This window comes from Massilia yuzhufengensis, from assembly GCF_900112225.1.
GTDB classification, from domain to species: Bacteria; Pseudomonadota; Gammaproteobacteria; order Burkholderiales; family Burkholderiaceae_D; genus Telluria; species Telluria yuzhufengensis.
The window spans coordinates 145,291-165,471 of record NZ_FOLD01000009.1 but is presented as its reverse complement, the minus strand read 5'-3'; the positions used below and the strand labels follow the sequence as shown (position 1 = coordinate 165,471).

Annotated in this window: 19 protein-coding genes and 1 rRNA gene; 15 read left to right on the top strand and 5 right to left on the bottom strand. The window is 65.5% G+C overall.

Annotation, left to right across the window (positions count from 1 at the left end):
• Together BM031_RS10485 and BM031_RS10480 are read right to left on the bottom strand one after the other, a co-directional pair.
• Nucleotides 1-116: ribosomal RNA gene (locus BM031_RS10485) — 16S ribosomal RNA — on the bottom strand; the annotation flags it as partial.
• A gap of 338 nt (nucleotides 117-454) precedes the next feature.
• Nucleotides 455-2,869 (bottom strand): penicillin acylase family protein, encoded by a 2,415-nt coding sequence (locus tag BM031_RS10480; protein ID WP_091874525.1) that lies wholly within the window; start codon nucleotides 2,867-2,869, stop codon nucleotides 455-457.
• A 246-nt stretch (nucleotides 2,870-3,115) separates the two neighbouring features.
• Between BM031_RS10480 and BM031_RS10475 the strand changes: the two genes are divergently transcribed.
• The 12 genes from BM031_RS10475 to BM031_RS10420 all read left to right on the top strand — a co-directional run bounded on the left by BM031_RS10475 (nucleotide 3,116) and on the right by BM031_RS10420 (nucleotide 14,497).
• Nucleotides 3,116-4,339 carry an OmpA family protein gene (locus BM031_RS10475; protein WP_307186542.1) on the top strand — a complete coding sequence of 408 codons (1,224 nt, stop codon included), beginning with the start codon at nucleotides 3,116-3,118 and terminating at the stop codon, nucleotides 4,337-4,339.
• Nucleotides 4,340-4,419: 80 nt separating this feature from the next.
• Complete coding sequence (locus BM031_RS10470) at nucleotides 4,420-5,901, top strand: B12-binding domain-containing radical SAM protein (protein ID WP_091874523.1); 1,482 nt, start codon at nucleotides 4,420-4,422, stop codon at nucleotides 5,899-5,901.
• A gap of 51 nt (nucleotides 5,902-5,952) precedes the next feature.
• On the top strand, nucleotides 5,953-7,107 hold the full coding sequence (locus BM031_RS10465) for an MlaE family ABC transporter permease (protein WP_091874522.1): 1,155 nt from the start codon (nucleotides 5,953-5,955) through the stop codon (nucleotides 7,105-7,107).
• Nucleotides 7,107-7,961 (top strand): ABC transporter ATP-binding protein, encoded by an 855-nt coding sequence (locus BM031_RS10460; protein WP_091874521.1) that lies wholly within the window; start codon nucleotides 7,107-7,109, stop codon nucleotides 7,959-7,961. The genes BM031_RS10465 and BM031_RS10460 overlap by 1 nt, the downstream gene beginning before the upstream one ends.
• A 3-nt stretch (nucleotides 7,962-7,964) precedes the next feature.
• Complete coding sequence (locus tag BM031_RS10455; protein ID WP_091874519.1) at nucleotides 7,965-8,912, top strand: MlaD family protein; 948 nt, start codon at nucleotides 7,965-7,967, stop codon at nucleotides 8,910-8,912.
• A gap of 8 nt (nucleotides 8,913-8,920) precedes the next feature.
• The gene (locus BM031_RS10450; protein ID WP_229408763.1) at nucleotides 8,921-9,538 is read left to right on the top strand and encodes an ABC-type transport auxiliary lipoprotein family protein; all 618 of its coding nucleotides are present in this window, start codon (nucleotides 8,921-8,923) and stop codon (nucleotides 9,536-9,538) included.
• Nucleotides 9,535-10,716 (top strand): VanZ family protein, encoded by a 1,182-nt coding sequence (locus tag BM031_RS10445; protein ID WP_091874514.1) that lies wholly within the window; start codon nucleotides 9,535-9,537, stop codon nucleotides 10,714-10,716. Before BM031_RS10450 ends, BM031_RS10445 begins: the two co-directional genes overlap by 4 nt.
• Nucleotides 10,717-10,768: 52 nt before the next feature.
• Nucleotides 10,769-11,095 carry a (2Fe-2S) ferredoxin domain-containing protein gene (locus BM031_RS10440; protein ID WP_091874512.1) on the top strand — a complete coding sequence of 109 codons (327 nt, stop codon included), beginning with the start codon at nucleotides 10,769-10,771 and terminating at the stop codon, nucleotides 11,093-11,095.
• A 21-nt stretch (nucleotides 11,096-11,116) separates the two neighbouring features.
• Nucleotides 11,117-11,746, top strand: a complete 630-nt coding sequence (locus tag BM031_RS10435; RefSeq protein ID WP_091874510.1) for an alpha/beta hydrolase — start codon at nucleotides 11,117-11,119, stop codon at nucleotides 11,744-11,746.
• A gap of 100 nt (nucleotides 11,747-11,846) precedes the next feature.
• Nucleotides 11,847-12,992, top strand: coding sequence for a D-alanyl-D-alanine carboxypeptidase family protein (locus BM031_RS10430; protein WP_091874508.1), 1,146 nt, complete (start codon nucleotides 11,847-11,849; stop codon nucleotides 12,990-12,992).
• 267 nt (nucleotides 12,993-13,259) lie between these two features.
• Nucleotides 13,260-14,180 carry an aldo/keto reductase gene (locus BM031_RS10425; RefSeq protein ID WP_091874506.1) on the top strand — a complete coding sequence of 307 codons (921 nt, stop codon included), beginning with the start codon at nucleotides 13,260-13,262 and terminating at the stop codon, nucleotides 14,178-14,180.
• A gap of 2 nt (nucleotides 14,181-14,182) precedes the next feature.
• Complete coding sequence (locus BM031_RS10420) at nucleotides 14,183-14,497, top strand: metal-sensitive transcriptional regulator (protein ID WP_091874504.1); 315 nt, start codon at nucleotides 14,183-14,185, stop codon at nucleotides 14,495-14,497.
• 56 nt (nucleotides 14,498-14,553) lie between these two features.
• Here the strand turns inward: BM031_RS10420 and pssA are convergent, their stop codons facing one another.
• Nucleotides 14,554-15,333, bottom strand: a complete 780-nt coding sequence (pssA, locus tag BM031_RS10415; RefSeq protein WP_091874502.1) for a CDP-diacylglycerol--serine O-phosphatidyltransferase — start codon at nucleotides 15,331-15,333, stop codon at nucleotides 14,554-14,556.
• A gap of 141 nt (nucleotides 15,334-15,474) precedes the next feature.
• Here pssA and BM031_RS10410 point away from each other — a divergent pair, with 141 nt between their 5' ends.
• Both BM031_RS10410 and BM031_RS10405 read left to right on the top strand, forming a co-directional pair.
• On the top strand, nucleotides 15,475-16,449 hold the full coding sequence (locus BM031_RS10410) for a CAP domain-containing protein (RefSeq protein ID WP_091874499.1): 975 nt from the start codon (nucleotides 15,475-15,477) through the stop codon (nucleotides 16,447-16,449).
• A complete protein-coding gene (locus tag BM031_RS10405; RefSeq protein ID WP_229408760.1) occupies nucleotides 16,446-17,075 on the top strand; it encodes an Hpt domain-containing protein in 630 nt (209 codons plus the stop codon). Before BM031_RS10410 ends, BM031_RS10405 begins: the two co-directional genes overlap by 4 nt.
• Here BM031_RS10405 and BM031_RS26210 read toward each other — a convergent pair.
• Together BM031_RS26210 and BM031_RS10395 are read right to left on the bottom strand one after the other, a co-directional pair.
• Entirely contained in the window at nucleotides 17,072-17,203 is a 132-nt protein-coding gene (locus BM031_RS26210) for a hypothetical protein (protein WP_267873311.1), read from the bottom strand. The genes BM031_RS10405 and BM031_RS26210 overlap by 4 nt on opposite strands.
• 368 nt (nucleotides 17,204-17,571) lie before the next feature.
• Nucleotides 17,572-18,147 carry a DUF1439 domain-containing protein gene (locus BM031_RS10395; RefSeq protein ID WP_091874495.1) on the bottom strand — a complete coding sequence of 192 codons (576 nt, stop codon included), beginning with the start codon at nucleotides 18,145-18,147 and terminating at the stop codon, nucleotides 17,572-17,574.
• Nucleotides 18,148-18,304: 157 nt separating this feature from the next.
• Between BM031_RS10395 and BM031_RS10390 the strand changes: the two genes are divergently transcribed.
• Nucleotides 18,305-20,176 carry a S8 family serine peptidase gene (locus BM031_RS10390; RefSeq protein ID WP_091874493.1) on the top strand — a complete coding sequence of 624 codons (1,872 nt, stop codon included), beginning with the start codon at nucleotides 18,305-18,307 and terminating at the stop codon, nucleotides 20,174-20,176.
• Nucleotides 20,177-20,181 lie beyond the last annotated feature (5 nt).

The following is a 20,181-nucleotide window of genomic DNA, read 5'->3' as shown; positions in this document are numbered from 1 at the left end:
TATATTACTCACCCGTTCGCCACTCGCCGCCAGGTTGCCCCGCGCTGCCGTTCGACTTGCATGTGTAAAGCATGCCGCCAGCGTTCAATCTGAGCCAGGATCAAACTCTTCAGTTTAATCTCTGTTTTTGACACTTTCGTGTCACTACCATTGCTGGTAGGTCGCTCACTCAAGATACTGACCGTTATCCCATTGCTGGGACAACGCTTAATACTTTTGTGAACATTTGATAATTTAAGTAATCAGTGACCGAAGTCACTGGCACCTTCATCAAACGCCCACACTTATCGACTGTTGATTGTTAAAGAACGGTATTCGGTACTGCCTGTTTCATCTCCCTGTCCTGCGAATCGTTTTGTTCGTCAGCAGCAGAGGAATGAGATTATGCCGCCTGGGCCAGCCCCCGTCAACAGCTATTTTGCGCAAACGCATCAGTTGTGTCCGCCAGGCGGCATCATTCCCTGAGCGTCGTCGTCATGTAGTTCAGGTCGGCCTTGATCTTCTCCGCCGTAAACGGCAGCACCGGCCACTCCTTGCGGGAGTACACCAAGGTCTGGTCGGCGTACCAAGGCGACTTCGGATCGGTCGACTGGCCGTAGGTCAGCATGGCCTGCGCCACCGGCCCCTGCTCGTCGAAGCTCACGGTCTGGATATAGCTTTGGCCCCAGTGCACGCCCACATAACCCGCAGCGGTGAGCCCGGTGCGCATCGTCAGCGAACTGTAGGTCCCTTCCTGGTTGCCGTTCCCGCCATGCAGCGGGATGCGCACGCCGTTGCGCGGCTCCACCTGCCAGTCGCCCAGGCGGCCGTCGAGCGGGATGCCGAGCGATTGCAGCTTTTCGGCAGCGCTGCGCAGCGCTGCCAGCATGGCCGGCATCGCCGCTGGCGCCACGCCGGCCGGCGTATGCACCGGATCGGCAGGATTGAAGGGCGTCGCCCATTTGTTCGGGATCGCCGAGGCCACGCTCCAGAATTCGCGGAACAGCACCGCGCCCCGGCTGTCGACATTGGCGCGGCGGTCCCAGGCCTGCAAGGTGTTGCAGGCTTGGTACGACAGGTCGTTGCTGAGGGCGGCGCATGCCGCAAGCAATTCGGGCAGCACCAGTTCGGCCGCATGCACGCGGTTCGAGAACGCCAGCGCCTGCATATCCACGAGGGTCAGCTTGCTGCGCTGGGCCAGCAGGTCTTCCAACTGGCGGAAGCCGACGCGCGTGCGCAGGGTCTGCTCTACCCCGGCGCGCCCATACAGGGGCGAGTAGCCCAGCGGCGCCGGCCCCACCAGCAGGGCTTTCGGATTGGCCAGCCAGTAGCTGTCGTTCGAATTGCCGACGTAATCCGTGCGCATCAGCCACGGCGCGGTCGCCGGTGCGTAGATGCCGGGAGGCGCGCCGGCATCCTGGCCCCAGCCGCAGCTGCTGCGCGAGCCGTCGAACAGCAGTGCGGCCTGCAGCAGCAGGCAGCCGTTGGCGAATTTATCGGCATTCATGTGCGGCACCACGCTGGCGTCCGCATACAGGGTGTTGCCGTCGCGGTCGGCCGCGACCGTATTCACCCAGGGCAGGCCCACCACCTTGTCGAGCGAATCCTTCAGCGCGCGCACGCTCGCGGCCGTGCCGATGCCCAGCCACTGCTCGAGCATGCGGGTGTTGTAGCGGTTCGGGTCGGCCAGCACGTAGGCGGCCGTCGCGGTCCAGGTCATGCCGGCCGCCGGGCGGCTGATGACGGCGCCCTGGTGGCTGAAATAGAAGGTCTTGCTGCGCCGGCCCGTCAGGCCGCCTGGCAGCAGCGACTCGACGCTCACCGTTTTTGACGTCATCCTGCGCCGCTCGCCGTCGAACATATAGGTGGTGCCGGTGGGGTCGCCGGCGTCCAGCGCCAGCCGGAAGGTCGTGAAATGCAAGGCCGAGGTGACGGTGTGGCTCCACGCGACGTCGCGATTGAAGCCGATGACGATGGCGGGAACGCCGCCGATGATGACGCCCATCGCGTCATATTTTCCCGGCACCGTCAGGTGCGCCTGGTAGAAGCGGTCGGCGGTGGCCCACGGGTAGTGCGGGTTGCCGAGCAACAGGCCACGCCCGTTGGCGGAGAGGTCCTTGCCGACCGCCAGCGCATTGCTGCCGAAGCCCTGGCGATTGAGCCGGTCGAGCTGGGCCACCAGGGTCGATGCATCCAGTTTGCGCGGCGCGGCCTTTGCCAGGCTCAGCGCGGCGCCGGGTGTGCGGCCGGCAGCGACGAAGTCGCGCGCGAAGGCCTGGCCGGAGGCGTGCAAGGCCTTCTCCGCCACCACCAGGTACATGTCGTCGAGCGTGACCGGGCGCACCCATTTGGCATCCACGCAGGCGGCGGGCAGCTTGCCGGCCTGGTCCTTCAGGTAACGGTTGTAGCCCTCGGTGAAGCCCTCGAGCAGCAGGCGGGGCTCCGGCGCGCCGGCGGCGTAGCTGGCGCGCAGCTGCTCGATGTCGAGGTAGCCCTTGAAGAAGAAGTCGCTCTCCTCGTTGTTCAGGTCCATGAAGCCGCTGCCGCCGCCGTACTCGTCGCCGGTGCGCTGGCGCGGGCGGGCCTCGGCGCCGAAGAACAGCGAACGCTCGCCGCGCACGGTGAGTACCGAGTCGGCGAACATGCACACATTGTCCTGGGCGTAGGCATACGCCAGCCCATAGCCAAGGCTGCGGAAATCGTCGGCCCGCACGTGCGGCACCCCGTGGGTGGTGCGCGCTACCTCGACCTGGATGCGGGAGGCGGTTTGCGGGGGCGGCGGTGGGGGCGGGTCGTCGTGGCCGCGGCTGCAGGCGCCCAGCGCCAGCGCCAGTGCACAGGCGAGTAAAAGCCGGACAGTAAACGGGACTGCATGGTGACGACCGCGCATGGGAGGGCTTTCTGCGGCAGGGCCGCGCAAGTGGCAGGAGAACAATTTTTCTTAAAACATGCATAATGCGCGCACTTCGGTCCTGCCCAGTACCTGCCAAAAGTGATGGGTTCCGTGCCCTTCCTCACAAAACTGCAGATTTCCGGGGCACCGTTGTATTTTTGAAAATCTCGTTCTTATGAGCGTTACCGAACAGTAGAGAAAGTGCCGAAAGGTAATAATTCGTATCGGATTGCCACCAAACACATGGCTCTCACAGCTTCACTACCGAATAACTGCAACTACACACAGAAGACAAACATGAAAATTTCCCGCACCCTCCCAGCAATGATCGCACTGGCTTGCGCAACCATGATGAGCGCCAACGCGCAAGACATGGCGCCTCAACAACCGGTCCAAGCGGACTCTGCTTTCGTGAATCCTGATTGGGCCAACAGCGCCTGGTACATGGGTGCAGGAGTTGGCCGTACCCGCGCCAAGATCTATAACAGCGACCTGGCCCGCCGCATGTCGGCCGCCGGCCTGCCGCTGACCGGCTACAACGTCGACAACAAGGACGTCGGCTACAAGCTGTTCGTCGGCAAGCAGATCAACAAATACCTGGCAGTCGAACTGGGCTACTTCGACCTGGGCGAGTACAGCTTCGAAGCCCTGACCACCGCCAACCGCTCGCTGCGCGGCGAAACCGATTACCGCGGCGTGAACCTGGACCTGGTCGGCATGCTGCCACTGACCGAGCGCTTCTCGCTGCTGGGCCGTGCCGGCGTGCAGTACGCCAAGGCGCGCACCGACTTCACCGGCAATGCGCTGAACGCCGTGACCAACCCGAACCCGCCGACCGAAGGCCGCCGCCACGCCAAGCTGGGCCTGGGCGCTGAATACAAGCTGACCGAAGCGCTGGCACTGCGCGCTGAAGTCGAGCGCTACCGCGTGACCGACGCTGTCCAGAACAGCGGCAACATCCACATGGCTTCGCTGAGCCTGACCTACAAGTTCGGCCGCCCAGCCAAGGTTGCCTACGTTGCCCCGGCAGCGCCAGTCGCCGCGCCAGTGCAGGAAGCGCCAGTCGCCGCACCGACCCCACCGGCACCGGAACCAGTGCCGACCTCGGAAAAAGTGTCGATCGCCGCTGAAGCCCTGTTCGACTTCGACAAGTCGATCGTCAAGCCAGAAGGCAAGGCAGCCCTGGACGAGTTCATGGCAAAACTGCAAGGCATGAACACCGAAGTCATGATCGCCGTCGGCCACACCGACTCGGTCGGCACCAACGCCTACAACGACAAGCTGTCGATGCGCCGCGCCGATGCAGTCAAGGCCTATATGGTCTCGAAAGGCCTGGACCCAGCGCGCCTGTACACCGAAGGCAAGGGCGAAACCCAGCCAGTGGCTGACAACGCAACCGCCGAAGGCCGCGCCAAGAACCGCCGCGTGACCATCGAAGTGGTCGGCACCCGCACCACCCAGCGTTAATCCAACGCCTGGACCAAAAAACCGCCCGGCGCGAGCCGCGGCGGTTTTTTGCATTTGGCGCAGGCGGTACAATGCGCAGGATGACGATCCTGCTTTCCACGCTTAACGCGCGCTACACCCACGCTTCCCTCGGCCTGCGCTACCTGCTGGCCAATATGGGCCCGCTCGCGGCCCAGACTTCCATCCACGAATTCGTCATCGGCGCCAAAACGGCCGACCTGGTCGAGCGCATCCTGGCGCACCAGCCGCGCATCGTCGGCTTCGGCGTCTATATATGGAACGTGGAAGAAACCACCCGCATCGTCGCCATGCTCAAGCGCGTCGCGCCCCACGTGACTATCGTGCTGGGCGGGCCGGAAGTGTCGTACGAGACGGGTGAACAGGAGATCGTGAAACTGGCCGACTACGTGGTGACCGGCTGGGGCGACGTGACTTTCCCCAAGCTGTGCGGCGAGATCCTGAACGGCCCCAAGCCGCTGATGAAGGTGCATGCGGGCGTGCAGCCGCCAATGGCGGAAGTGACACTGCCCTACGCTTTATATAGCGACGAAGACATCGCCCACCGCACCCTGTACGTGGAAGCCTCGCGCGGCTGCCCCTTCAAGTGCGAGTTCTGCCTGTCTTCGCTCGACAAGACCGCCTGGCCCTTCCCGCTGGACGCCTTCCTGGAACAGATGGAGGGGCTGCACGCGCGCGGCGCGCGCCTGTTCAAGTTCGTCGACCGCACCTTCAACCTGAACGTCAAGACCAGCCTGCGCATCATGCAGTTCTTCCTCGATAAGCTCGAAGCGAACCCGGACGACCCGGTGTATGCCCACTTCGAGCTGGTCCCGGACCACCTGCCCGAAGCGCTGAAGGAATTCATCGCCAGGTTCCCGCCCGGCGCGCTGCAGTTCGAGATCGGCATCCAGAGCTTCAACCCCGAGGTGCAGGCCCTGGTCAGCCGCCGCCAGGACAATGCCAAGGCGGCCGACAATATCCGCTGGCTGTGCGAGCAGTCGCAGGCCCACCTGCACGTCGACCTGATCGCCGGCCTGCCGGGCGAGGACGTGGCCAGCTTCGCGCGCGGATTTGACCAGTTGGTCAAACTTGGCGCCCAGGAGATCCAGTTCGGCATCCTGAAACGCCTGCGCGGCACGCCCATCATCCGCCACACCGGACCGTTCGCCATGGTCTACGATCCCTACCCGCCCTACACCGTGCTGGCCACCAATCTCATCGACTTCGCCACCATGCAGCGCCTGGTGCGCTTCGCCCGCTACTGGGACCTGGTGGCCAACTCGGGGCGCTTCGCCAACACCACCCGCGTGCTGCTGGGCGAGGCCCCGTTCGACAACTTCATGGCCTTCTCCGACTGGATTTATTCCAGGACCGACGCCACCCACCGCATCGCGCTCGAGAAGCTGGCCAAACTCGTGCAGGAATGGCTGCAGCTGCGCGGCATGGGCCGTCTCGACGCGGCCGCGCTGGTCGCCAGCGACTATGCCGGCAAGCTCGATACGCCTGCGCAGGCCCCGGCAGTGGCGGCCCCGGCACGCCAGGCCCGCCATCTTGCTGCCTGATCCGTTAGAAACCGTGTAGCAGCGATAACGATTCTCTTTTACACTGGCGCAATGCAGATTGAAAATGCGCCAATATTAACCATCCAGCATCCCGGCCAGGCGCCGGGTCATACCGGCACAGGTGCGGCGCAATCGGTCGTGGCGACCGGCGTATGGCAAGTCCATACGCTGTCGCGGCGCGGGGTCCTGAAAGGCATCACGCGCACGCTGGCGGCGCTCAAGCACAAGAACACCCTGGAATGGGACCTGTCGGACATCGAGCGCCTCGACCACATCGGCGCCCAGATGTTCTGGAACGCCTGGGGCAAGCAGCGCCCCGAACACCTCAAGCTCGACCCGCGCCAGGAAGAGCTGTTCAACCGCATCGAAAAGGCCAGCGCCATCAAGCTGCCGCGCCAGCGCATCAGTCCACTGAACTGGCTGATCGTGCTGGGCGCCGGCATCCTCTCGTTCTTCGAGCATCTGCGCGGCTTCGTCGCGCTGATCGGCCAGCTGGTGCAGGACCTGTGGCGCTTCGTGCGCAACCCGCGCACCGGCCCGTGGCGCGAGATCTCGGCCAACATCTACCATTCCGGCTTCCAGGCACTGGGCATCACGGCGCTGGTGGGCTTCCTGATCGGCGTGGTGCTCTCCTTCTTGTCGGCCCAGCAGCTGCGCATGTTCGGCGGCGACATCTACCTGGTGAACATTCTGGGCATGAGCGTGATCCGAGAACTGGGCCCGCTGCTGGCGGCGATCCTGGTGGCCGGCCGCTCCGGTTCGTCCATCACCGCCCAGCTGGGCGTGATGCGGGTGACCGAGGAACTCGACGCCATGCTGGTCATGGGCATCTCGCATGGCTACCGCCTGATCATGCCCAAGGTGCTGGCGCTGGCCATCTCGATGCCGCTCTTGGTGGTCTGGACCGACGCGATGGCCCTGATCGGCGGCATGGTCTCGGCCAAGATCGAACTGGGCCTGTCGTTCCGCTACTTCATCCAGAAGCTGCCGGACGCGGTGCCGGTGGTGAACTACACCATCGGCCTGCTCAAGGGCTGCGTGTTCGGCATGCTGATCGCGCTGATCTCCTGCCACTTCGGCCTGCGCATCGAGCCGAACACCGAAAGCCTGGGCCGCGGCACCACCACTGCGGTGGTCACGGCGATCACCCTGGTGATCCTGGCCGACGCGGTGTTCGCCATCATCTTCAATGGCGTGGGGTTCTGATGGCCGATATCAAGGAACGCCAACCCCAGCGCCTCAACAAGCGGCCCGAGGAAGACGTCGGGCCGCCGGTGGTCGAGATCCGCGGCCTGTGGACGCGCTTCGGCCGCACGGTGGTGCACCAGGACCTGAACCTGGACATCTACGCCGGTGAAATCCTCACCATCGTCGGCGGCTCCGGCACCGGCAAGACGGTGCTGCTGCGCCAGATGCTGGGCCTGGAGCACCCGTCGGAAGGCTGCGTGAAAGTGTTCGGCGAAGACATCAGCGCGGCCGAGCCGGAACAGCTGCAGCACATGCGCAACCACTGGGGCATGCTGTTCCAGCAGGGCGCGCTGTATTCGGCGCTGACCGTGTTCGACAACATCGCCCTGCCGATGCGCGAATTGCGCGCGCTGCCGGAAGACGTGATCCGCGACGCGGTGCTGCTGAAAATGGACATGGTGGGCCTGGGGCCCGAGCACGCCAACAAGATGCCGTCGGATCTATCGGGCGGCATGATCAAGCGCGCTGCGCTGGCGCGCGCCCTGGCGCTCGAACCCCAGCTATTGTTCCTGGACGAACCGACCGCCGGGCTCGACCCGGACCTGTCGGATGCGTTCGTGGCGCTGATCCAGACCCTGCACCGCGAACTGAAACTCACCGTGGTCATGGTGACGCACGACCTCGATACGCTGTTTGCGCTGTCCTCGCGCATTGCGGTGCTGGCCGAGAAACACGTGCTGGCCGTGGGCCCGTCGTGCGACGTGCTGCGGGTCCAGCATCCGTTCATCAAACATTTTTTCCTGGGCCCGCGCGGCCAGCGCGCACTCGAAGTGCTCGAAGAGCGCCAGGCCCAGAACGATTCGGAGGACTAAGGTATGGAAAACAGGTCGTATGCCCTGATGACAGGTGTCTTCACGATCGCCCTCGTGATTGCGGCGGTGCTGGCCGGGTTGTGGTTCAACCGCGACCGCACCGAGCTGGTGCCCTACGAGATCGTGACCACGCAGTCGATCCCGGGCCTGAACCCGCAGGCGACGGTGCGCTACCGCGGCCTGGAAATCGGGCGGGTCGACGAGATCGTATTCGACCCGCGCGTCACCGGCCAGATCATGATCCGCCTGTCGGTGGACAAGGACGCGCCGATCACCACCACCACCTTCGCCTCGCTCGGCTACCAGGGCGTGACCGGGATCGCCTTCATCCAGCTCGACGACGACCGCACCGGCTCGCCGCGCCTGGCGCAGCGCGAGAACCAGGTGGTGCGCATCCCGCTGCGGCCCGGCCTGCTCGACCAGCTGGAAAAACGCGGCCTGGCCATCCTGGAAAAGACCGAGCAGATCACCGAAAGCCTGAGCAAGATGGTGGGTCCAGAAAACCAGAAGACCATCATCGGGGCGTTCGACAGCATCGGCAAGGCGGCCGACGCCTATGCGGCGATCCCGCAAAAGCTCGATCCCACCATCGAGCGCATGCCGGCGCTGGTGAACAAGCTGGAACGCAGCCTGGGCTCCTTCGACACCGCGGCCGGCGACATCAGCGCCACCGCCACCAGCTACAAGCAGCTGGCCACCCGCCTGCAGGCCCCGGACGGCCCGATCGAGCGCCTGAACGGCGCGGTCGGCTCGCTGCAGTCGGCCACCAGCGAACTCGAACTCGAAACCCTGCCGCACGTCGTGCAGATGACCGACGAGGCGCGCGGCGCACTGCGCGCCGTCAAGCGCACCGCCACCTCGCTGTCCGACCGCCCGCAGAGCATCCTGTTCGGCGCGCCGAGCGCGCAGCCGGGACCGGGCGAACCGGGCTTCGCGCCCCCGACCAAATGAGGACCACCGTGACCGCACACCCACTCCGCTCCTTCATCGCGCTGGCCGTGTCGGCCTGCATCCTGGCCGGCTGCGCCAGCAACAAGGCCCATGAAAGCACGACCTACGATTTCGGCCCGGCCGCCGCCACCGGCCAGCAAGCGGCGGCGACCCCGGTCGCCGCGCTGGTCGTGATGGACGCCACCGGCCCGGCGGCGCTGGAAAACGAGCGCATGTACTACCGCCTGAACTACGCCGACGCGCTGCAGGCCCGTACCTATGCCAACAGCCGCTGGGCCAGCAACCCGCTGCAGATGGTCACCCAGCGCTTCAAGACGCGGCTGGCGCAATCGGGCATGAAGGTGCTCAGCGCCACCGACGCCTCCACCGGCGTGCCGCTGCTGCGGGTGGAAGTGGACGACTTCGTCCATGCCTTCTCCGGCGTGGCGCAAAGCGAAGGCTACCTGACCCTGCGCGCCTCGCTGTTCAATGACCACAAGCTGGTCGACCAGCGCACCTTCACCCGCAGCACGCCGGCGCCGAGCGCCGATGCGCCGGGCGGCGCGCGCGCCCTGGCGGGCAGTACCGACGCCGTCGCCGCCGACATCCTGGCCTGGCTGGCCACGGTCGACACCCGAAAACGATGAACACGCCCGTCGTCCCCGTCGATCTACGCGAACGCCCGCGCGAAGGCCGCGGCTCGCCGATCGCGCGGGCGGCGCTGCTGGCCTACCTGCTCCTGATCATCTACGCCAGCTGGTTCCCGTTTACCGGCTGGCGCGACAGCGGGCTGCCGCTGCTGACCTTCCTGAACCTGGTCAAGCCGCGCTACTGGACCGGCTTCGACGTCACCGTCAACATCGTCGGCTACATCCCCTTCGGCATCCTGCTGGTGCTGTCGGTGTACCCGCGCATCCGCGGCGTGTGGGCGGTGCTGCTGGCGGCGTTTGTCGGGATCGTGGTGACCGGCGCGATGGAATCGGTGCAGAACTTCCTGCCCAGCCGCGTGCCGTCGAACCTGGACTTCCTCACCAACGCCGGCGGCTGCCTGCTGGGCGCGCTGCTGGGCGCTTGGTGGGCGCGCAGCCTGCTCGACCACAGCCGCCTGTTCCAGCTGCGGCGCCGCTGGTTCGCCTCGCATGCGAGCCAGGGCCTGGTGCTGGTGGCGCTGTGGCCGCTGGCCCAGCTCTACCCGCAAAGCTATTTGTTCGGCCACGGCCAGGTGCTGCCCATCATTTCCGGCTGGCTCTCGAGCTGGTTCGACAGCGAGATCGACCTGGTGAGCATGCTGCGCCCGGACGCGGCCATGACGGTGGAGCAGTACTGGCTGTCCGAGACCATCATCACCGCCTGCGGCATGACCGGCGCCGTGCTCACCCTCATGTGCCTGGTGCGCCGCAGCGCGCCGCGCTTCCTCATCATGCTGTCCTTCCTGGGCACGGCGCTGCTGTTCAAGACGCTGTCGAGCTCGCTGCTATTCCGGCCCGATAACGCCTTCGTGTGGGTCACGCCCGGCGCCGAGGGCGGCTTCCTGATCGGCCTGATCATGCTGGCCGGCCTGGTGTTCGCGCCCCAGGTGGCGCAGCGCCGGCTGGCGGTGGTGACCCTGGTGCTAAGCCTGATCGTGGTCAACACCGTGCCGGTCAACCCGTATTTCGTCGCCACCCTGCAGGGCTGGGTGCAGGGCAAGTTCCTGAACTTTAACGGGGCGGCCCAGTTCATGTCCCTGCTGTGGCCCTTCTTCGCGCTGTGGTTCCTGGTGCTGCCTTCCCATAAGCTCAACCGGCACGAGCCGCGCGCCGGCGTGCCCGACGGGGCTCCCTGATGCCGTATCATTGTGCCTGGCGCAAGGCGCCGGCACTCTTTGAAAGACCGACATGAACGACGACAAACCTTTCTACCAGCACCATGTCTTCTTCTGCATGAATGTGCGCGATGGCAAAGACGCCCGCCAGAGCTGCGGCAACTGCGGCTCTGAAAAGGCCCAGAAGCACGCCAAGAAGCGCATCAAGGAACTCGGCCTGAGCGGCGAAGGCAAGGTGCGTATCAACCAGGCCGGCTGCCTCGACCGCTGCGAAGAAGGCCCGGTGCTCGTGGTCTACCCGGAAGGCACCTGGTACACCTATGTGGACACGCAGGACATCGACGACATCATCGACACCCACCTGGTGGGCGGCAAGGTCGTCGAACGCCTCAAAATCTGAACCTCGACGCATACCCAGGCAATGAACAAGTACTCGCATAAATTTACCCTCGACGGACACGCCGGCAAGATGCAATGCATCCTCGATTTGCCGGAAGACGCGCCGCGCGGCATCGCGCTGGTGGCGCACCCGCACCCGCTGTACGGCGGCACCATGGAAAACAAGGTCGCCCAGACCCTGGCGCGCACCTTCGTCACCCTCGGCTACGCCACCGCCCGCTTCAACTTCCGCGGCGTGGGCGAATCGGAAGGCGTGCACGACGACGGCCGCGGCGAAGTGGACGACATGGACATCATGTACAAGCACATGGTGGCGCAGTATCCCGGCCTGCCGGTGGCGCTGGGCGGCTTTTCCTTCGGCACCTTCGTACAGGCCCAGTTCCAGCAGCGCCTCATCGCAGAGGGACGCCCGGCCGAGCGCCTGGTACTGGTCGGCACCGCCGCCGGCAAGTGGCCGATGCCGCCGGTGCCGGCCGACTCCATCCTGATCCACGGCGAACAGGACGATACGATCACCCTGCAGGAAGTCTTCGACTGGGCGCGCCCGCTCGACATTCCCGTGACCGTCATCCCCGGCGCCGACCACTTCTTCCACCGCAAGCTCGGCCACATCAAGAATCTTGTCGTGGAAATGTGGCGGCGTGACATTTAACGCAATCCGTGTGCATAATTAGTCTCTTCTTCCAGGGCAATACCCACGTATTGCCGTAAATTAGCACCGCGTTACCACCATATTGACGAAATTGCCTCCCATGAAAAAACTGTTAGCGGCCGTGGCCGCCAGCCTGCTGATGGCTTCGGCCAGTGCACAGACCGTGCCGGCACCGTCCATCGCAGCCAAGTCCTGGCTGCTGCTCGACGCGACCAGCGGCCAGATCATCGCCGCGCAAGACCAGCACGCCCGTATCGAACCGGCTTCGCTCACCAAGGTCATGACGGCCTACGTCACCTTCGGCGCCCTGCGCGACAAGAAGCTGGCGCTGGACACGATGGTGAACGTCTCGACCCGCGCGTGGAAAGTCGATGCCAGCAGCTCGAAGATGTTCATCGACCCGGCCACCCCGGTCTCGGTCGACGACCTGCTGCACGGCCTGATGATCCAATCCGGTAACGACGCCGCCGTGGCCCTGGCCGAAGCGGTGGCCGGCGACGAAGGCACCTTCGTCACCCTGATGAACCGCGAAGCCGAGCGCCTGGGCATGAAGAACACGCGCTGGGCCAACCCGCACGGCCTGCCGGACGCGAACAACTATTCGACCGCGCACGACCTGTCGATCATGGCCGCCAGCGTGATCCGCGATTTCCCGCAGTTCTACAAGATCGACTCGATCAAGCAGTTCACCTACAACAAGATCACCCAGCAGAACCGCAACCGCCTGCTGTGGCTGGACCCGACCGTGGATGGCATGAAGACCGGCCACACCGATTCCTCCGGCTACAGCATGATCTCGTCGGCCCGCCGCCCGAACGGCAACGCCGGCCAGCGCCGCCTGATCTCGGTGGTGCTCGGCACCACCTCGGACGCGGTGCGCACGCAAGAGAGCCAGAAGCTGCTGAACTGGGGCTTCCAGAATTTCGACACGGTCCGCCTCTACACCAAGGGCCAGGCGGTGTCGGAGCCGGCGGTGTGGAAGGGTGCGCAGCCAAAAGTAAAAATCGGCTTCACCCGCGACGTGCTGGTGACCGTGCCGAAGGGCGTGGCGGCGAAGATGAAGCCGGTCCTGCAGACCAGGAACCCGCTGATCGCGCCATTGGCCCGCAACAGCCAGATCGGCACGCTCAAGATGGTCGTCGACGGCAAGCCGCTGGTCGCGCTGCCGGTGGTGGCGCTGGAAGAGGTGCCGGAAGCGAGCATTTTCGGGCGGGCTTGGGATTCGATGCGGCTTTGGATGCAGTGATTTTCGATTGATCGCTTATTGAACCCGCCCTGCGAAAGCTGGGCGGGTTTTTTTATGCGTGGTGAACTGGGCGATATCGGGACGCGACGAACTTGGGTACCGGCCTTCGCCGGTACGACGGTCTTGAGGCTGGATCAGAGAATGAGCATCTCGACACCATAGCTTCAGCACGTCGTACCGGCGAAGGCCGGTACCCAATCTTGCATGCCCCCCAACACCGTCACCCTGCACCGCTATAATCGAACGATCACACCACAGGACCCGCACATGACCCTCCCCGCCCCCCTCCCCTGCCCCCGCATCACCACCCGCGAAGGCGGCCCTGAACTGTCGCGCATCGTGGCCGGCATGTGGCGCATGAATGAGTGGGGCATGTCGGTGCAGCAGCGGGTGGCCTTCATCGAACAATGCCTCGCCCTCGGCGTGAGCACCTTCGACCACGCCGACATCTACGGCGATTACGGCGTCGAAGCCGTCTTCGGCGAAGCCCTGCGCGCCCAGCCTGCGCTGCGCGCGCGCATGCAGCTGGTGAGCAAGTGCGGCATCAAGCTCGTTTCTTCAAAACGCCCCGGACACGGCATCCAGCACTACGACACCACGGCGGCGCACATCGTCGCTTCGGCCGAAGAGTCCCTGCGCCAGCTGGCCACCGACCACCTCGACCTGCTGCTGATCCACCGCCCCGACCCGCTGATGGACTTCGACGAGATCGCCGAGGCCTTCATGCGCCTGCGCGGCGCCGGCAAGGTGAGGCACTTCGGCGTGTCGAACTTCACGCGCCACCAGTTCGAATGCCTGAACCGGCGCGTGCTGCTGGCCACCAACCAGGTCGAGTTCTCGCCGATGGTCACTACGCCCATGTTCGACCAGACCTTCGACGGCATGCAGGACCTGCGCATCGCGCCGATGGTGTGGTCGCCGCTCGGTGGCGGGCGCCTGTTCACGTCCAGCGACGCCAATGCGGTCGCGGTGCGCAGCGTGGTGCAGGAGATCGCCGAGCGCATGGCGCTGCCGTTTGCCAGCGTGCTGTTCGCCTGGATCATGCAGCTGCCGAGCCGCCCGATCCCGCTCACCGGCACCGGGCGCATCGAGGCGATCCGCGAAGCGGTGGCGGGCAGCACGGTCAACCTGGCGCGCGACGACTGGTTCCGCATCCTGCGCGCCGCGCGCGGACACGAAGTGGCCTAAGCATGGCCGCCGACAGCCCGCTGAAGATCGTCGAGGGCGGCTCCCTCACCGCGCAGCAGAAGAAAGACCTGCTGAACCGGCTGGCGCGCATCGAAGGCCAGCTGCGCGGCGTGCAGAAGCTGATCGCGCTGGCGACGCAGCCGTCGGATGTGGATGCGGTGGCCCAGCAGATGACGGCGGCGCGCAAGGCGCTGGACCGCTCCTTCGTGCAGCTGCTGGCGGGGGCGATCCAGACCCAGGCCGGCCAGGCCACCGACCTGGAAGAGGCGCGCGCAAGCGCCGCTCACCTGGCGGCGATGCTCGACAAGTTCGCCTGAGCTAGGGTGATCGGCTGTGCCGTGGTTTGAACGCGCGGTCGGCGAAGCCGACCACCCTACTGTTCGTAGACCTTCGGTGGGACGATGCCGTTCCAGCCCGTGCGCCACGCAAGATTGAGCAGCAGGGTCGCGCAGATGTACAGCAGGAAGAACAGCACGAAGAAGCGCGTCTGCAGCACCGCCAGCAGCACTGCGCACACGGCCAGCAGCACCAGCATGACCTTGCCGCGCGGGTGCTTGGAGCTCGGGAAGCGGATGGTCGAAATCATCAGGGTGCCGACCGCCACCATCAGCGCCATGATCGCGAAGCACTGTGCCATGGTGGTGGCCGGATCGGGCCAGGCCACCACTACCGAAGCCACGCACGCGGCGCCGGCGGTGATCGGCATGCCGACAAAATAACGCGGGTCGGTGCGCCCGACCATCACGTTGAAGCGCGCCAGCCGCAGCGCGCCGCAGGTAACAAAAATGAAGCAGGCCAGGCCGCCCATGCGCACCAGGGTCGGGTGCGCCACGTTCATCTGGGCGAAGCCGTAGCAGTACAGCAGCAGGCCGGGCGCGCAGCCGAAGTTCATCACGTCGGCAATGGAGTCGAGCTGCACGCCAAAGCTGGACTGGGTATTGGTGGCGCGCGCCACGAAGCCGTCGAGCGCGTCGAACACGCCCGCCAGCACCAGCAGGATCGCGGCCAGGCGGTAGTCGGCGGGCGCGCCGACGTGTGCGTTGTCCACCGAGATCACGATGCTGCCGAAGCCGCAGGCGATCGACAGCAGCGTCACGAAACTGGGCAGGGCGAACTTGGCACGCGCGAGGCGCTGCTGGCTGGAGGGTTTCAATTGACGGCTCGGCAATGGGGGCGATGCCATATTCTACAGGGAGCGAAATAAGCTGGCGGCGCGCAACGCCTGGACTGGCCCAAGGAGGTTTTTTTGCCCTAGAATAACGCTTCATTTCTCAGCATTGACAGGAGTTGCAACATGAGCTATATGCCTCGCTTGCGTGTCGTAATCGCGGTCGTGGCCGTCGCCTCGAGTCTAGCCGCGTGTGGAGACGGCGTCAGCGACACTGCGGGCAGCAACGCTTCCGCATCCCCGGCGACCGTTGTACCGCCAGTAACCGCAACCCCGGGGGGCGCCGATCTGGCGGCACCGGCACTGACGAATAACATCGCCGTGGATGGTCGCAACTGGATCAATTATCGCCGCCTCCAGGCAGGCGTTCCTGCGCTGACGGAGAATGTACAGATTAACAATGCCGCGCTGGGCCATTCCGAGTATCTGCGCACCAATAACTTGATGAGCCATGACCAGGTTGCGGGCAAGGCCGGTTTTACGGGCGCTACCCTGCAAGATCGGCTCAACGGGGCCGGCTACACAATCCCAGCGACGGGTTACGCGTATGGCGAGGTGATTTCCGGTGCGCCCAACAACAGTGGCTTCTACATGGCAGAAGAATTGATCACCGCGATCTATCATCGCTTCGTCATGTTCGAGCCTAAATTCCGCGACGTCGGCACCGGCGCCGCGACCTCAGCGAGCCGCTACAATTATTTCACTGCCGACTTCGCGACTCGCGGTGGCTTCGGTCCTGGCATCGCGGCCAATGCGGTCATCACCTGGCCCTTCAACGGACAGACCGGGGTGACAACGAACTTCATGAGCGATAGCGAATCCCCGGATCCGGTCGCCGGCATCAACGAAGTGGGCTACCCGGTCAGCGTGCACGCCAACATCGACGCCCCGGTCACCATGCAGACCTTCACCGTGCGCCCGCGCGGCGGCACCAATCTGCAGGTGCAGGTGGTGAACGCAGGGGGCAGCGCATCGCAGCGCACCGCGGTGGCGATCGTCCCGCTGGCGCCGCTGAAGGGCGCCACCACCTACGACGTCAGCTTCGCCGGCACGGTGAACGGCGCCCCGGTCACCCGCGACTGGTCGTTCACCACCAAGTGAGCGAGCTGCCCGCCCCTTCCCCCGCGGGCAGCCAGGCGCTGCCCGGGCCGGCGCTCGACTTCGCCGCCGGCCTCGAACGGGTGATGGGCGACCAGCCCATGTACCTGCGCGTGCTCACCCGTTTCCGTTCCGACTACGCCGGCAATGCGGCGCGCCTGCGCGCGGCGCTGTACGCCGGCGACCTGCCGCTGGCCCAGCGCATCGCGCACACCATCAAGGGCGCGGCGGCGATGATCGAAGCGCGCTACCTGCGCGCACTGGCGGCGGACATTGAACAGGGATTGCGCACCGGCCTGGCTGCGCCGCAGCTGCCGCTCGACCGGCTGGAAGCGGAACTGGCGCTGGTGATGACCCAGGTGGACGGCCTGCTGGCGGCGCCGCCCGCCATGGTGCAAACGGCAGGCGCGGAGCCCATCGGCGACACCGAGCTCGCCCGGCTGTGCGCGATGCTCGACCTCGGCGACAGCGCCGCCCAGGATTTAATTCAGGAAAAGAACGCCGGCTTGCGCACCCTGCTGGGTGCGGCGCGCATGGCGGAACTGGAATCGGCGGCAGCGGCCTTCGATTTCGAACGGGCGCTGGCGGTGCTGGCGCACACGCAGCGCCAGCCGGCGCCGCAGGCTTAGCGGGTATATTCCGCTTCCTCGTCGAACGCGTCGGCGCAGCTCTTGCCGCAGAAGCGGCGTACGCTGTCGAGCGGTTTCTCGCAGTACCAGCAGGATCCCTTGGCAGGCAGGCTCAATCGCGCTGGCATGGTTGGGGAAACTGCGGCGACAGCGGCAAGCACTGGCTCGGTGGCCAATCCACTGTCCGGAAAACTTTCCTGTGTCGTTTCCAAGATCCACCCCCTACACGACGCGACTGAAGTTCAATGAAGATTACTTCAGCGGAACATCGTGCCCATGAGAAACCTCAAGCGCGGGCCGCGGCTGTTGCGCGCCACGGCGGTTCAGTGCGTATCAGTTTGCGCCGAATGGACTGCCTCTGCAATCCCGCGGAGTTCATTCAACATGGGAACAACAATTCTTCTCAGACTCATGTCCCATTATGCAAATGCGCACGCAAAAATAATATCGTATTGTTAATTTTTTGTACGCACGCAACAAGCGTGTCGCTTCTGCGCTACTTCGCCGGTTCCAGCGTCACCAGCAGGCCAGAGCGTGTGGTTTCGATGCGTGTCGGAATGAACTGGATGCCCGCATAGCGCAGCTCGTCGGGGTTGAAGCTGTACACCGGCATGTCGCGCACCACCATGTCCACCAGCGAGTTCGCCACCCGCGTGAGCTGGCGCTCGGCCTCCGGGCCGGCGCCGATCGTGAGGCGATCCACGCGCGGCTCGGCCATCATCACCGCCGCGCGGCCCGGGTCGACGTAGAGCCGGCCCGAGAAGGCCAGGCTGCCGCTCCAGGTGTCGCGCGAGAAGGGCGGCGTGACCGAAGCTTCCAGCGCCAGCGCCACCCGGTCGGCTTCCGGTTGCAACGACAGCATGGGGCGCGACAGCTGGATGTTGAACACTTCCAGCAGGCGGTGCTTGGCCGGGAAGCGGCGCTCGAGCCCGGCCTGCAGCTTGTGCAGCGGGATCTCGACCTTGCGCGGGCCGCCGAAGCTGGCGCAGGAGGCCAACAGGCTGGCGCCGGCCAGGCCGGTAATCAGGCGCAGCGCCTGGCGGCGGCGGGCAAGGGACAGTGGCGTGAGCATGGAATTCCTTTCGTCGGATGGGCTGGCGAACTGCCTGATGTAGCCTAGCATGGGCTTGCTACACCGGCATGGACGATAGCTTTATGCAGGGCCACTTGCCATTACCCCGCCCGGGCAGTATTGTCATGCGGAAACTTTGACAACTACGCCCATCGCAATGACCGCCACCAACAGCATCACCTTCCTCCCCCTCGATTCCGGCATCGTCTCCAACGACAGCGGCTCAATGATCCGCTTCGTGCTCACCAATCACAGCGACACGCTGTTGAAGCTCTACTGGATCGACCGCGCCGGCGTCGAGCAGCCTTTTGGCGAACTGCCACCGGGCGCGTCGCACGTGCAGGAAACCAGCAGCTCGCACGCATGGAAAGTGGTCGGCGCCGACGGCAGCGGCTTCAAGTTCTACCCGAGCGAGCGCGGCATGATCACGGTGAGCGGCCCGGCAGCGGTGAGCTTTACCGACTTCTCCGAACAGATCAGCCACACAGCGCTGGGCGACTGGTCCACGGCCCAGGGCTATGGCCTGATCAACATCGCCAAGTCGCTCGGCGTACCGGAGCTCGGCGCGGCGCTGCCCATGAACGGCCAGAACAACAACATCGCCCTCAACCTGGTCGGCGCCCCCGCGGCCTGGGCGGCCGGCATCACCGGCAAGGGCGTCAAGGTGGCCGTGATCGACATCGGCATCGCGGCCCATCCGGAGATCGACAAGCAGCTCATCGGCGGCTACGACCTGCTGCAGCGCGACACCGACCCGTCGCCCACCCCGGGCCCGTACGTGGACCACGCGCTCGGCGTGGCCTCGATCATCGCCGCCAGCCACGGCGCGCATGGCGGGCAAGACACCAGGGGCGTAGCGCCCGACGCCACCCTGCTGAACGTGCGGATCGGCGACGGCAACAACAGCACGCAAACGGTCGCGGAAGGCATCCGCTGGGCCGCCGACAATGGCGCCCGGGTGATCAGCGTCCCGCTCGGCAATGGCGACACGCGGGTGCAGCAGCAGATTTCGGACGCCGTGCACTATGCGTTTTCTAAGAACGCCGTGGTTGTCATCGCCGGCGGCAACAGCAGCAACTACGGCGCCACCGGGCCGGCGCTGTCGGCCCTGTCGGGCGAAGCAATCGCGGTCGGCAACCAGGATGCACTGGCGGGCAAGCCCTTCGCTTCATCCAACGAGCCGGGCGCTACGCCCTTCCCGTGGGTGATGGCGGCCTCCAGCGGCTACGTGCCGGTGTCCGGCGGCGGCTACAAGTACTTCCAGGATGGCGGCACCTCGTTTGCCGGCCCTTACGTGGCCGGCCTGGCCGCGCTGCTGATCCAGCAGTCTCCGGATGCGTCGGCCAGGGACATCATCGCCAGCATCATCCGCGGCGCCTCGATCGGCCCCGGCGAAGCCACTGCGTCACTGGGCGAGGTCATCACCGGCACGGCCGGCGCCGACCGCCTGCAGGTGGCAAAAGCCGCCCGCATCGACGGCGGCGCGGGCATCGACACGGCAGTGTTCGCCGGCGAGAGCGGCAAGTACAGCATCAGCGCGTCGAAGGACGGATTTGTCGTCACCGGCAAGGATGGCGTCTTCGGCAGCGCCAGCTTGAGCAATGTGGAACGCCTGGCCTTCGGCGATACCGCGGTGGCGCTGGATATCGCGGGCAATGGCGGCATGGTGTACCGGCTCTACCAGGCGGCGTTCGGCCGCACGCCGGATGCCGGCGGCCTGGGGTTCTGGATTGCGGCAAAGGACAGCGGCCAGCAGCTCGACGGGATCGCGGGCCAGTTCCTGGGGTCGGCCGAGGCGGTGAAGCTGTACGGCGCCGCGCCCTCGCATGCGGCGCTGGTGGACGCCGTGTACCGCAACGTGCTGCACCGGGCGCCGGACAAGGCCGGCTACGACTACTGGGTGGCGGCGCTGGACAGCGGCGGCAGCAGCACGGCGCAGCTGCTGACGTCCTTCAGCGAGAGCGGCGAGAACCAGGCGGCGCTGGCGGGTGTGATCGGCAATGGGTTTGCGTATACGCCCTACGGCTGAAGTAA